This window comes from Achromobacter sp. ACM05 (assembly GCF_019218915.1).
In the GTDB taxonomy this organism is placed as follows: domain Bacteria; phylum Pseudomonadota; class Gammaproteobacteria; order Burkholderiales; family Burkholderiaceae_B; genus Achromobacter; species Achromobacter animicus.
The window spans coordinates 438,866-451,085 of the sequence record NZ_JAHUWQ010000002.1 but is presented as its reverse complement, the minus strand read 5'-3'; the positions used below and the strand labels follow the sequence as shown (position 1 = coordinate 451,085).

The window sequence follows — 12,220 nt, the reverse complement described above, 5'->3', positions numbered from 1 at the left end:
GCCGCAGCCGCTTCCGCGGCGGCCAAGCCGACCGCGCCCGTGCTCGACCGCTGGCAGACGCAGCTTGAGATCGGCTCGATCCGCGCGGCGTCCACCGATCCGTGGCTGGTCAGCGGCAAGATCACGCGGGCCACGGGCCTGGTGCTGCACGCCACCGGCCTGCGCCTGCCCGTCGGCGCCGCCGCCCGCATCGAGATCGCGCGCGGCCACGACCATTGGGCCGACGCCGAAGTCGTGGGCTTTGACGGCCACACGCTGTACCTGATGCCGCAGGCCGATATTTCCGGCCTGCCGCCCGGCGCACGCGTCGTGCCCGGCGAACCGCCCGTGCAGCGCCAGATTCCGCTGCCGCGCAAGGCCGAACTGAACGGCAACGCCAAGCCGCAACTTGGCCGCCATCTGCCGGTCGGCAACGCCCTGCTCGGCCGCGTGCTGGACGGCGCGGGCCGTCCGCTCGACGGCCTGGGTCCGCTGACTGGCGCCGAACTGGCGCCCCTGTCTGCCCAACCGATCAACCCGCTGTCGCGCGCTCCCATCGATACGGTGCTGGACACCGGCGTGCGCGCCATCAACGGTCTGCTGACCGTCGGCCGCGGCCAGCGCATGGGTTTGTTCGCAGGGTCCGGCGTGGGTAAATCGGTGCTGCTGGGCATGATGGCCCGCTACACCAAGGCCGACGTCATCGTCGTCGGACTGATCGGCGAGCGGGGCCGCGAAGTCAAGGAATTCATCGAGCACAACCTGGGTCCCGAAGGCCTGGCGCGCTCGGTCGTGGTGGCAGCACCAGCTGACGTGTCGGCGCTGCTGCGCCTGCAGGGCGCCGCCTATGCGACGCGCCTGGCCGAGCATTTCCGCGACCAGGGCCTGGACGTGCTGCTGATCATGGACTCGCTGACCCGCTACGCAATGGCGCAACGGGAAATCGCGCTGGCCATCGGCGAACCGCCCGCCACCAAAGGCTATCCGCCGTCGGTGTTTGCCAAGCTGCCCACGCTGGTGGAACGCGCGGGCATGGGCGCGCCCGGTCCGTCCGGCAAGGCCGGGTCCATCACGGCGTTCTATACCGTGCTGGCCGAAGGCGACGACCAGCAGGACCCGATCGCCGACTCGGCGCGCGCCATTCTGGACGGTCACGTCGTGCTGTCGCGGCACCTGGCCGAATCGGGTCACTACCCCGCCATCGACATCGAAGCGTCGATCTCGCGGGCAATGACTTCGCTCATCACGCCGCAGCAGTTCTCGATCGTGCGCCGCTTCAAGCAAAGCCTGTCGCGCTACCAGCGCAATCGCGACCTCATCGCCGTCGGCGCCTACGCCGCCGGCAACGACCCGCAGCTGGACGACGCCATCGCGCGCTACCCGCGCCTGGAAGCCTTCCTGCAGCAGGACATCGGCGAGAACGTCGGCTACGAAGACGCCGTCAATCAATTGCGAGCCAGTTTCGAATCACGGGACACCTATGCCTAGCCAACTGCCTCTGGACATGCTGATCAACCTGGCCAAGGAGAGCACGGACGAAGCCGCGCGCCTGCTGGGCCGGCTGACCGCCGAACGCAGCAATGCGCAGCGCCAGCTTTCCATGCTGCACGACTACCGCCAGGACTACCTCGAGCGCCTTCAGACGGCGATGACGAGCGGCATGGCGGCCAGCGACTGCCACAACTATCAGCGCTTCATCGGCACGCTGGACGACGCGATCGGCCAGCAGCAAGGCGTGTTGCGCCAGGCCGAGGAAAACCTGTCCAAGGGCCAGCTCTACTGGCAGCAGGAAAAGCGCAAGCTCAACTCCTACGATGCCCTGGCGCAGCGCGAGCAGCGCGCCCAGGCCCTCGTGGAATCGCGCCGCGAACAGCGCGCCAACGACGAATACTCCGCCCGCCTGGTCCAGCGCCAGGCCAGCGGCATGCATTAAGCAGTTCCTCACAGGAAGCCCCAGATGACCGCTCCCCTGCCCTTGACCTTGCTCGCACCGGCCGCCCCGACGTCGCCCAACGGCGCGCTCGGCGCCAAACCGGCTGCCGCGGACAAGAAAGATAAAGGCCCCTCGTTTTCGGACGTGCTGGCGCAAAAGCGTCCGGCGCAGCAGCAGCCCAGCCAGTCCGCCGACGCACGTCCCGCGAATGGCAACAGCAAGACGCCGTCCAAGGACGGCAAAGCCAGCGATCCGGCCAGCACGGCCGAAGGCGCAGCCGCCGGCGCCATCAATGATGCGGTGCAGACCGCCGCCCAGGCCGAAGCCGGCGCGCTCGCCGTCGCCGCGCAGCAGCCGGTGGCCGCCTCTGACCTGCCGCAACAGGCACTGGAGATTGCGGCCCAGGCCGCCGAGCAGGTGCAGCTCGCGCGCGGCAATGCCGCTGCCACCGCCACCGCCATGAATCAGGGCGCCGCCGTGCTGACGGCCGCGCTGAACGCCGCCGACACGCTGGTGCCGCAGGCCGCTCAGCAGACACCGGCAGCCGCGACCGCCGGTCAAGCGCAGGCTGCCGCCGCGCAGATCGCCCGCGAAGCGCAAGCCGCGCTGCCGGTCGTCACTGCCGCCGTCAAGCCGGGCTCCGCGCCGGTTGCCCAGGCGCCCGTCGACGCCAAGGCAACGGTCAAGGCCGACGCCCCGAAGGCCGCCCTGGCCCTGCCGCTGCCGCGCGTCGCGCGCGACGTGCCCGCCGACCAGAAGGAAGCCGCTCCGGCGCTGCCCGCCCACGTTGCCGACGAAGAGCAGCCCGACCTGCTGGCCGGCTCGGCCCCGCAATTCCAGGCGCCGCAGCATGGCGCCAATCCGCAGGAAGCGCTGGCCCACGCGCTGGCCGCCGCCACGCAACGCCAGGCGCTGCCGGTCGTCAACCAGGCCGCCATCGCGCAGCCCATCGTTCCCGTCGTCATGCAAGTGGCCACGCCGGTCGGCGCCACGCACTGGGGCACCGAACTTGGCCAGCAGATGGTCATGATGAGCAACAACGTGCGCCAGGGCATGCAGACCGCCGAACTGCGGCTGGATCCGCCGGACCTCGGTCCGCTGCGCGTCAGCCTGAACCTGGCGGACGGCGTGGCTAGCGCCTCGTTCGTGTCGGCGCATGCGTCGGTACGCCAGGCGATCGAAGTCGCCATTCCGCAGTTGCAGCAGGCGCTTGCCCAGGCCGGCATCTCGCTGGGCCAGACCAGCGTCGGTGAACAAGCCGCGCAGCAGGAATTCGCGCAACAGAACGGCAATGGCTCGCAGCGTCAGCAAGGCGGCGGCGTCGCCGTGGCGGACAGCGGGGCAGATGCCGCGCAGCCCGCAGTGACGGCGTCGCGCAACGCCAACGCATTGGTCGACACGTTCGCGTAATGATCCGGCGGCCCGTGTCCGGCAACGGATGCGGGCAGTGCAGCAATAGCTTGAGATACGCGGCTTTCGCCCTGTTTTTCGCCTCCAAGCGGCGGCATGAATTCGGGCAGAATGCTTTCATCCACTAAGAATCCGTTTTCACCAGCGGCAAACACGCATCGAACTCCAGATGGCGACAATCAAACCCATTCCCGCGCCAGCGCGCGACGCGAAGTCCTCCGGCGGCATTGGCCGCATCCTTCGGCCGCTGCTGGCGATCCTGGTGCTGCTGCTGGTTGCCGCGGCCAGCGCCGGCGCGACCTGGTTCATCACGCAGCGTCTGCAGCAACCGCAAGGCGGCGCTCCGGTGCAGCTTGGCGTGGGCCAGGTGCCTGGCGGCCAACCCGGCCAGCCGGGTCAGCCCGGCCAGGCCGGCGGCGTGCAAGGCCAGCCCGGCCAAGGCCCGCAGGCCACGCCGACGACCTTCGTCGCGCCGTCTGCCACCCCGATCGCCGTGCCCGCGCCGATCTTCGTGCCGATCGAAGCCTTCACCGTCACGCTGCAGAACGCGGACACGGAACGCATCATGCACGTCGGCCTGACCCTGCGCGTGAGCGACGAACAGACCCGCACGCGCCTGGAAAAGTACATGCCCGAAGTGCGCAGCCGCATCCTGATGGTGCTGTCGTCGCAATCGCCCACCGCGGTGCAGACGCAGCAAGGCAAGACCGACATGATCACGGCCATCAAGCAGGCGGTGAACCGCCCCTTCTCGCCCCTGCCTGACGGCCAGTACGTGACCGACGTGCTGTTCACGGCGTTCGTGGTGCAATAAGCATGGCCTACGAGGCATTTCTTTCGCAGGACGAAGTCGATGCGCTGCTAGCCGGCGTCACCGGCGAGAGCGATAGTAAAAAGGAATCCGACGGCCAGAACGGCGGTGCGCGTGCCTACGACCTGAGCTCGCCAGAGCGTGTCGTGCGCCGCCGCATGCAGACGCTGGAGCTCATCAACGAGCGGTTTGCGCGCAACATGCGCAACGTGCTGCTGAACTTCATGCGCCGCAGCGCCGACATCACCGTCGGCTCGATCAAGATCCAGAAGTACGCGGACTTCGAACGCAACCTGCCGGTTCCCAGCAATCTGAACATGATTCAGATGAAGCCGCTGCGCGGCACGGCGCTTTTTACGTACGACCCGAACCTGGTGTTCCTAGTCATCGACAGCCTGTTCGGCGGCGATGGCCGCTACCACACGCGCGTCGAAGGCCGGGACTTCACCACCACCGAACAGCGCATCATCCGGCGCCTGCTCAACCTGACCTTGGAAAGCTACGGCAAGTCCTGGGATCCCGTCTACCCGATCGAGTTCGAATACGTCCGCTCGGAGATGCACACCAAGTTCGCCAGCATTACCGGCAACAACGAAGTGGTGGTGGTCTCCTCGTTCCACATCGAGTTCGGCGCGACCGGCGGCGACCTGAACATCTGCCTGCCCTACTCCATGATCGAGCCGGTGCGCGATCTGCTGACGCGCCCGCTGCAGGAAACGACGCTCGAAGAAGTGGATCAGCGCTGGTCGCAGCAGCTTTCCCGCCAGGTGCGCAGCGCGGACATCGACGTGGTCGCGGAATTTGCCCGCATCCCGTCGTCGATCCGCGAACTGATGACCCTGAAGGTCGGCGACGTCCTTCCGGTCGACGTGCCTGAAACCGTCATCGCCCACGTCGACGGCGTGCCGCTGATGGAATGCGGCTACGGCGTCTTCAACGGCCAATACGCCCTGCGCGTACAAAACCTGTTTACCCACGATACAGAACCCAACGAGGCCTCTGACCATGACTGACAAGAACGAGCCCGGCACTGGCTCGTCCCCGGCCGACGACTGGGCCGACGCGCTCGCCGAACAATCCCGCGCCAACCCGCCCACGCAAGCCGACGGTCTGAAGCCACAGGACGACTGGGCCGCCGCGATGGCCGAACAGGCTGCCGCGCCCGCTGCGCCCGCTGCCGCGGCGCCCGCCGCCGCTCCTGCCCCGGCCACGGCGCCGGCCGCCACGGCCTCTGCCGCCGCGTCCGTGTTCAAGCCGCTGGCCGGCGCCACGTCTGGCCAAGGCACCGACATCGACCTGATCATGGACGTTCCCGTCCAGCTGACGGTTGAGCTTGGCCGCACCCGCCTGACCATCAAGAACCTGCTCCAGCTGGGCCAGGGCTCGGTGGTCGAACTGGACGGCCTGGCCGGCGAACCGATGGACATCTTCGTCAACGGCTACCTGATCGCCCAGGGCGAAGTCGTGGTCGTCGAAGAAAAGTACGGCATCCGCCTGACCGACATCATCACCCCGTCCGAGCGGATCAACCGCTTGAACAACCGTCGTTGACCCCTGGCGCCATGACCGAACCTGCCCTGCTGCGCGTCATCATCGGCCTTGTGCTGGTGGTGGCCGCCATCCTGGCCGCGGCGTGGCTTGCCAAGCGCGCCGGACTGGTCCAGCGCGGCGGCGGCAACGTGCTGCGCCAGGTTGCCAGCATGCCGGTCGGTCCGCGCCAAAGCGTCGTCGTCGTCGAGATCGAAGACACCTGGCTGGTGGTGGGCGTTGGCCCGAACCAGCTCACCACCCTGCATACCCTGCCCGCCGGCCAGTTGCCGGAGGGTTCGCCTCTGCCCTCGGCCGCCTTCGCGGCCAAGCTGGGCCAGGCACTCAAGCGCCGCTAGGGCTCAACGCCCCGGCGCGAATCAAGCGATACCCATGAGTTTGCCTACCCGCACGACTACCGCCCGCGCCGCCCAGCGCGCGCTGCCCATGCTGGCCGCCGCCGCGGTGCTGGGCCTGGCCTTTTTCCCGGCCGGCGTGGTGGCGCAGGCCACGCTGCCCGCGCTGACGGCCACGCCGGGCGCGAATGGCTCGCAGACCTACTCGCTCAGCATGCAGACCATGCTGCTGATGACGTCGCTGTCGTTCCTGCCGGCGGCGCTGCTGATGATGACGGGCTTCACGCGCATCATCATCGTGCTGGGCCTGTTGCGCAGCGCGATGGGCACGGCCATGTCGCCGCCCAACCACGTGCTGATCGGCCTGGCGCTGTTCCTGACCTTCTATACGATGTCGCCGGTGTTCGACAAGATCTACACCGACGCCTACAAGCCCTTGTCCGAAGGCACGATCCAGTTCGAGGCCGCGGTCGAACGCGCCGCGAATCCGCTGCGCACCTTCATGCTGCACCAGACGCGCGAGAACGACCTGGCGCTTTTTGCCAACCTGGCCAAGCAGCCCGCGCTGGAAGACCCCTCGCAGGTGCCGATGCGCATCCTGGTGCCGGCCTTCATCACCAGCGAACTGAAGACCGCCTTCCAGATCGGCTTCACGATCTTCATTCCCTTCCTCATCATCGACCTGGTGGTTGCCAGCGTCCTGATGGCGCTGGGCATGATGATGGTGCCGCCCGTCACCGTGGCGCTGCCCTTCAAGCTGATGCTGTTCGTACTGGCCGACGGCTGGAACCTGCTCATGGGCTCGCTGGCCCAGAGCTTTTACCAGTAACGCCGCAAGGAGATCGCCATGACCGCTGAAACCGTCATGACCATGACCTACCAGGCGATGAAGATCGTCCTGGCGATGGCCGGTCCCCTTCTGCTCGTCACGCTGGTCGTGGGTCTGGTCATCAGCATCTTCCAGGCCGCCACGCAGATCAACGAAATGACGTTGTCGTTCATTCCGAAGCTGCTGGCCATGTGCGGCGTGCTGGTGCTGCTGGGCCCCTGGCTGATCGGCGTCATGGTCGACTACATCCGGCAGCTCATCGGCCAGATCCCCATGCTGGTGTCCTGAGCGGCGCCGGCCGCCGGACACGGGTTACGACGCCATGTTCTCTTTTACGCTCGAGCAGCTGAACGGCTGGGTCGGCCAGTTCCTCTGGCCGTTCGTGCGTATTCTCGCGCTCGTGGGCACCGCGCCGCTCTTCTCCGAATCGCTGATCCCCGTCAAGGTCAAGGTGGGACTGTCGTTCGTCCTGGCCGTGGCGATCAGCCCGGCCCTGGATCCCATGCCACCCGTCGCACCCGGTTCCTACGCCGGCCTCTGGATGGTGATGCAGCAGGTGCTGATCGGCATCGCCATGGGGTTCACCATGCGCATCGTATTCGCAGCGGTGCAGACGGCTGGTGAATTCGTGGGCCTGCAGATGGGCCTGTCGTTCGCCTCGTTCTTCGACCCCAGCTCGGGCGCCAACACCGCCGTGCTGTCGCGCATTTTCAACATCGTCGCGATGCTGACCTTCCTGGCGCTGGATGGGCATCTGCTGGTGCTGGCGGCGCTTGTGCGGTCATTCGACACCCTGCCCATCGCGATGATCCAGCTGCACCAGAACGGCTGGGGCGCAGTCGTGGAATGGGGCAAGACGATCTTCGTGTCTGGGCTGTTGCTGGCGCTGCCGCTGATTTGCGCCCTGCTCACCATCAACCTGGCCATGGGCATCCTGAACCGCGCCGCCCAGCAGCTTTCCGTGTTTGCGGTGGGCTTTCCCGTCACGCTCATCGTCGGCGTGACGATCCTGGCGATCGTGCTGCCCCACGCCGGGCCGTTCCTGGAGTCGTTGTTCGAATCGGGGCTGACGGCGATGAGCCGTGTGGTGGATGCGCTGGCTGGGCGGTAACCGCCCGCCGCCAGCAGGCCTGCAATCGGGCGTGACCGCGGGCCCCGGCCCCGCCGCCCTCCGCCCGCAACTCGATCAGTGCTGTCCCACCACGCGGAAGACGCGGATGGTCTCGCGCAGCGCGCCCGACTGATTGCCCAGCTGCGTCACCGCGCCGCCCAGTTCCTGCACGAGTGCCGTGTTCTGCACGGTCATCACGTCCATTTGCGAGACCGCGGTATCCACCTGTTCGATGCCGGTTGACTGTTCCTGCGAGGCGCGCGAGATCTCGCCGATGATGTCCGTGACGCGGTGAACGGCATCCACGATCTCCTGCATGGTCGCGCCAGCCTGCTCCGCCTGCGCCGAGCCTTCGGTCACGCGGTCCACCGAGTCCTCGATCAGCGTCTTCACTTCCTTGGCGGCCTGGGCGCTCTTTTGCGCCAGGCTGCGCACTTCGCCCGCGACCACCGCGAAGCCCTTGCCGGACTCGCCGGCCCGGGCGGCTTCCACCGCGGCGTTCAGCGCCAGGATGTTGGTCTGGAAGGCGATGCCTTCGATGATGGTGACGATGTCGGCGATCTTGCGCGAGCTGTCCGAGATGCCGTGCATGGTGTTGACCACCTGTCCGACGGCCACGCCGCCGCGCCGCGCCACGTCCATGCTGCTGGCGGCCAGATCGTTGGCCTGCCGCGCATTGTCGGCGTTCTGGCGCACGGTGGACGTCAGTTGCTGCATGCTGGCGGCCGTCTGCTGCAGCGACGCCGCCTGCCCTTCCGTGCGCCCGGCCAGTTCCTGGTTGCCCCGGGCGATGTCCACCGCGGCGTGCGTCGTGCCCTCGATGCCGCGATAGACGTCTTGGGCAATGCCGATCAGGCTCTTGCGCATGACCTCCAGCGAAAACTTCAGGCTGCCCACCTCGTCATCCGATTCCGGCACGATCTGCGTGGTCAGGTTGCCCGCAGCGACCTGCCGTGCCATGTTCGCCGCGTCTCGCATCGGGTCCAGCAGCGAACGCGAGAGGCTCCAGCCCATCGCGTAGATGGCGACGATGCCCAGCCCGATCGCGCCACAACCCAGCGCCGCGCCCAACGGGCTCAGGCCGGCCCAATTGGCATGCAGGCCATACGCGCCCGCGGCGCCGACGATGGCCGACGACAGCGTGGCGTGGCGCAGCATGCGGCTGCGCACGCCAGGCCGAAACGGGAACGCCAGCAGGTCCAGGCCGCTGCGCCAGCCGGCGCGCACGGGCCGGCCGTGCAGGATGCGCACGCCCTTGGCCGTGCCCTCGCGCATGCGCGCGTACAGCGCTTCGGCCATCTCGATCTGTTCTTCCGACGGCTGCACGCGCACGGACGAATAGGCCACGACTTCGCCGTTCTCGACGATGGGCGTGGCATTGGCCAGCACCCAGTAGTAGCCGCCATCCTTGCGGCGGTTCTTGACCACGCCGAGCCAGGATTCCCCGGCTTCCAGGGTCTCCCAGAGATCCGCGTAGGCCTCCGGCGGCATGTCGGGATGGCGCACGATGTTGTGCGCCTTGCCGATGAGCTCTTCGCGGGTGAAGCCGCTGACCTCGACGAAGGCCGGGTTGGCGTAGACGATGCGGCCCTTGGTGTCTGTGCGCGAGATCAGGTACTGGTCCTCGCGCAGCTTGGTTTCCACATTGGTGACGGGTAGATTGACACGCATGGTTTGTCTCCAGCTGGCGTCCGATCCCCCGGCCACCGTTGATTACTCTGTTTTCGTCCTGAAAATTCAGGCGTTGACATTATTTACGGTCATAAAGCGGAAAACTTAACGTGCTTATGATTTCCATCAACGCACGCATAACCGTCCGATATGAAACAAGCACATCCGCGGATCGCTGGCCTACAAAAAAGCCGCGCCCGATCCCGCATCTGCAGGATCGGGCGCGGCCCGGGATAACGTCGATCAGTTCAGCGACGGCGCGGCATACCCGCCCAGTTGATGCGCCGGCACTTCAATCACTTCGCCGGCATTGATCTTGAACACGGCAACCGCTTCGGCCAGGCGCTGCGCCTGTTCCTGCAGCGAGCCGGCGGCGGCCGCAGCCTCTTCCACCAGCGCCGCGTTCTGCTGCGTCACTTCGTCCATCTGCGACACGGCGCGGTTGACCTGGTCGATACCGCTGGACTGCTCCTCGGACGCCGCCGAGATCTCACCCATGATGTCGGTCACGCGCTTCACCGAGGCAACGATCTCCTGCATCGTCGCGCCGGCGCGTTGCACCTGCTGCGAACCCGCGCCGACCTTGGACACTGAATCCTCGATCAGGCCCTTGATCTCCTTGGCGGCCTGGGCGCTGCGCTGCGCCAGCGAGCGCACTTCGCCCGCCACCACCGCAAAGCCCTTGCCCTGCTCGCCCGCACGTGCGGCTTCCACCGCGGCGTTCAGCGCCAGGATGTTGGTCTGGAACGCGATGCCGTCAATGACCGACACGATTTCCGAGATCTTGCGCGAGCTGGCCGAAATGCCTTCCATGGTGTTGACCACTTCCGACACCGCCGAACCGCCGCGCTCGGCCACATCCGACGCGCTGGCCGCCAGCTGGTTGGCCTGGCGGGCGTTGTCCGCGTTCTGCTTGACGGTCGAGGCCAGCTCTTCCATCGAGGCAGCGGTCTCTTCGAGCGACGCGGCCTGCTCTTCCGTGCGGCTGGACAGGTCCGTGTTGCCGGCCGAGATTTCACGCGAACCGACGGTGATCTCGTCCACGCCACGGCGCACCGTCGACACGGTGCGCGTCAGGCTTTCCTGCATGCGCTTGAGCGCGGCGAACAGCTGGCCGATTTCGTTGTGCGAACGCACTTCCACGCGGCCCGTCAGGTCGCCTGCGGCAATCTTGTCAAAGTGCTGACCGGCTTCGACCAAGGGGCGCACCACCAGGCGGCCGAACAGGATGCGGGCAAGCACCATCAGCAGCAGCGCCAGCGCAACCGCAATGCCGACGGCGATCATGGCCAGGTTGAAATTGGCCTCGGCCTGTTCGATCGTTTCACGCTGCTGGTCGGCGATGTACTTGTCGAACTGGCTGATCGCCTCGATGAAGGCGGCGCTGCGAGGCGTGCCGTATTCGTTGTTCACCATGTAGAACGTCGAATAGTCTTCGCTGCGCAGGGCTTCGACCATCGTGTCCACGCCGTCGTCGATGTACGAGCGATAGCGGCGCACAAGGTTCATCGACAACTGGCGGCCAGTGTCGTCCTCGAGCATGTTCTTCTGGAAATCGGCGAAGCGGCTGCGCACACCCGTCAACAGGTCCGTCGCGCCCTTGAGCGAAGCGGCCGCGTCACGCGCGGAGTTCTCGCCGCTGCCCCAGCCGGATTCCTGCAGGTGGCGCGCGGCCACCATCAGGCTCACGCGGGCGCGCAGCATGTCGCTGTTGATGATTTCGACCTGCTTGGCCCGCGCCGTCAGCGCGTTGACCTCGCGGATCGATTCATAGTTGCTCTGCAGGAAGTACGCGGCCAGGCCGCCCACCGCCGCGATCAGCAACGCGAAAAACGCCATCACCCACAGCAGCATCGTGCCAACGCGCGCATCGCGCAGCCTCAGTTTGCGCTTGACCTTGGGTGCGCGCGCGGCTTTTTTCTTGCCGGCCTTGCCGGCTTTACCACCGGATTCGAGACTCGCTTCCATTTATTTCCCCATCCCTCAGGAACTGCTCTGACCAAATGAAAAACCACCCTGTGGACATGCCCTGTTACACAGGGGATGCACTCAGGGCGACGAACACCGGGCATGTGACGCCCGATGTCTTCTGCCGAACTGCAGGGCTACTTGCCCTGCGGCGCCAGACCGGCCGGTTCACCCGGGCCCGGAATGTAGATCGTTTGCACCTCGGGTTCCATCGCAGGTTGTGCCCAGTCCTGCGTCAAGGCAGGCGCGGGGGCAGGCCCCAGCAACTTCTGGCGTTCCCAAGGTTCCAGCAGAATATTGGTGCTGTCGACGAGCCGCATCAGCCGGCCGTCGGGGCCGAACTGCAGCAGCGCTTCCTTACGGCTGTACAGGCCGTCGGTGACAAAGGTGATTTTGTGGAACCAGAGCGCCAGCACTGTGCCGTCGCTCTGTTTGAATTGTTGGGCAGGCGGGGCGGTCAGCGCGCGCGCGGCCTCTTCCATGGTCGTCTGCCCGGGCGTCAGGGTCGACAGCTTGCTCGGGTCGAAGTTGTGACCCGTTGCCGCACAGCCAGCGACAAGGGCCGCAATCGCGGCCGCTGCCAGAAGATGTAGATAACCTCGCATACCCTGCCTATTTGCCGGCG

General features: G+C 66.7%; 13 protein-coding genes. 10 read left to right on the top strand and 3 right to left on the bottom strand.

The window, feature by feature from the left end:
* The first annotated feature begins 39 nt into the window (after positions 1–39).
* The 10 genes from fliI (at position 40) to fliR (ending at position 7,956) form a co-directional block, all read left to right on the top strand.
* Entirely contained in the window at positions 40–1,467 is a 1,428-nt protein-coding gene (fliI, locus tag KW836_RS12925) for a flagellar protein export ATPase FliI (protein WP_056318674.1), read from the top strand.
* Positions 1,460–1,912 (top strand): flagellar export protein FliJ, encoded by a 453-nt coding sequence (gene fliJ / locus KW836_RS12920; protein ID WP_175126259.1) that lies wholly within the window; start codon positions 1,460–1,462, stop codon positions 1,910–1,912. The genes fliI and fliJ overlap by 8 nt, the downstream gene beginning before the upstream one ends.
* A 24-nt stretch (positions 1,913–1,936) precedes the next feature.
* Entirely contained in the window at positions 1,937–3,322 is a 1,386-nt protein-coding gene (locus KW836_RS12915) for a flagellar hook-length control protein FliK (protein ID WP_218343543.1), read from the top strand.
* A gap of 169 nt (positions 3,323–3,491) precedes the next feature.
* The gene (gene fliL / locus KW836_RS12910; RefSeq protein ID WP_175126261.1) at positions 3,492–4,136 is read left to right on the top strand and encodes a flagellar basal body-associated protein FliL; all 645 of its coding nucleotides are present in this window, start codon (positions 3,492–3,494) and stop codon (positions 4,134–4,136) included.
* Positions 4,137–4,138: 2 nt separating this feature from the next.
* Entirely contained in the window at positions 4,139–5,146 is a 1,008-nt protein-coding gene (gene fliM, locus KW836_RS12905) for a flagellar motor switch protein FliM (protein WP_218343541.1), read from the top strand.
* Complete coding sequence (fliN, locus tag KW836_RS12900; RefSeq protein WP_218343540.1) at positions 5,139–5,684, top strand: flagellar motor switch protein FliN; 546 nt, start codon at positions 5,139–5,141, stop codon at positions 5,682–5,684. The genes fliM and fliN overlap by 8 nt, the downstream gene beginning before the upstream one ends.
* 11 nt (positions 5,685–5,695) lie before the next feature.
* Positions 5,696–6,019, top strand: a complete 324-nt coding sequence (gene fliO, locus KW836_RS12895) for a flagellar biosynthetic protein FliO (RefSeq protein WP_218343539.1) — start codon at positions 5,696–5,698, stop codon at positions 6,017–6,019.
* Between the two features lie 34 nt (positions 6,020–6,053).
* A complete protein-coding gene (fliP, locus tag KW836_RS12890) occupies positions 6,054–6,845 on the top strand; it encodes a flagellar type III secretion system pore protein FliP (protein WP_370633024.1) in 792 nt (263 codons plus the stop codon).
* A gap of 18 nt (positions 6,846–6,863) precedes the next feature.
* Positions 6,864–7,133, top strand: a complete 270-nt coding sequence (gene fliQ, locus KW836_RS12885; RefSeq protein WP_008163193.1) for a flagellar biosynthesis protein FliQ — start codon at positions 6,864–6,866, stop codon at positions 7,131–7,133.
* A gap of 34 nt (positions 7,134–7,167) precedes the next feature.
* The gene (fliR, locus tag KW836_RS12880; RefSeq protein WP_175126266.1) at positions 7,168–7,956 is read left to right on the top strand and encodes a flagellar biosynthetic protein FliR; all 789 of its coding nucleotides are present in this window, start codon (positions 7,168–7,170) and stop codon (positions 7,954–7,956) included.
* Between the two features lie 75 nt (positions 7,957–8,031).
* Here fliR and KW836_RS12875 read toward each other — a convergent pair whose 3' ends face one another.
* The 3 genes from KW836_RS12875 to KW836_RS12865 all read right to left on the bottom strand — a co-directional run bounded on the left by KW836_RS12875 (position 8,032) and on the right by KW836_RS12865 (position 12,200).
* On the bottom strand, positions 8,032–9,627 hold the full coding sequence (locus KW836_RS12875; RefSeq protein ID WP_218343538.1) for a PAS domain-containing methyl-accepting chemotaxis protein: 1,596 nt from the start codon (positions 9,625–9,627) through the stop codon (positions 8,032–8,034).
* Between the two features lie 243 nt (positions 9,628–9,870).
* Positions 9,871–11,595, bottom strand: coding sequence for a methyl-accepting chemotaxis protein (locus tag KW836_RS12870; protein ID WP_191578093.1), 1,725 nt, complete (start codon positions 11,593–11,595; stop codon positions 9,871–9,873).
* A gap of 137 nt (positions 11,596–11,732) precedes the next feature.
* Positions 11,733–12,200, bottom strand: coding sequence for a hypothetical protein (locus KW836_RS12865; protein ID WP_175139214.1), 468 nt, complete (start codon positions 12,198–12,200; stop codon positions 11,733–11,735).
* Between the last annotated feature and the right edge of the window lie 20 nt (positions 12,201–12,220).

Coding starts and splice junctions, on each gene's coding strand:
- fliR (WP_175126266.1), top strand. CDS start 7,168: ATGTTCTCTTTTACGCTCGAGCAGCTGAACGGCTGGGTCGGCCAGTTC.
- fliJ (WP_175126259.1), top strand. CDS start 1,460: ATGCCTAGCCAACTGCCTCTGGACATGCTGATCAACCTGGCCAAGGAG.
- fliL (WP_175126261.1), top strand. CDS start 3,492: ATGGCGACAATCAAACCCATTCCCGCGCCAGCGCGCGACGCGAAGTCC.
- KW836_RS12915 (WP_218343543.1), top strand. CDS start 1,937: ATGACCGCTCCCCTGCCCTTGACCTTGCTCGCACCGGCCGCCCCGACG.
- fliQ (WP_008163193.1), top strand. CDS start 6,864: ATGACCGCTGAAACCGTCATGACCATGACCTACCAGGCGATGAAGATC.
- KW836_RS12865 (WP_175139214.1), bottom strand. CDS start 12,200: ATGCGAGGTTATCTACATCTTCTGGCAGCGGCCGCGATTGCGGCCCTT.
- KW836_RS12875 (WP_218343538.1), bottom strand. CDS start 9,627: ATGCGTGTCAATCTACCCGTCACCAATGTGGAAACCAAGCTGCGCGAG.
- fliP (WP_370633024.1), top strand. CDS start 6,054: ATGAGTTTGCCTACCCGCACGACTACCGCCCGCGCCGCCCAGCGCGCG.
- KW836_RS12870 (WP_191578093.1), bottom strand. CDS start 11,595: ATGGAAGCGAGTCTCGAATCCGGTGGTAAAGCCGGCAAGGCCGGCAAG.
- fliN (WP_218343540.1), top strand. CDS start 5,139: ATGACTGACAAGAACGAGCCCGGCACTGGCTCGTCCCCGGCCGACGAC.
- fliM (WP_218343541.1), top strand. CDS start 4,139: ATGGCCTACGAGGCATTTCTTTCGCAGGACGAAGTCGATGCGCTGCTA.
- fliO (WP_218343539.1), top strand. CDS start 5,696: ATGACCGAACCTGCCCTGCTGCGCGTCATCATCGGCCTTGTGCTGGTG.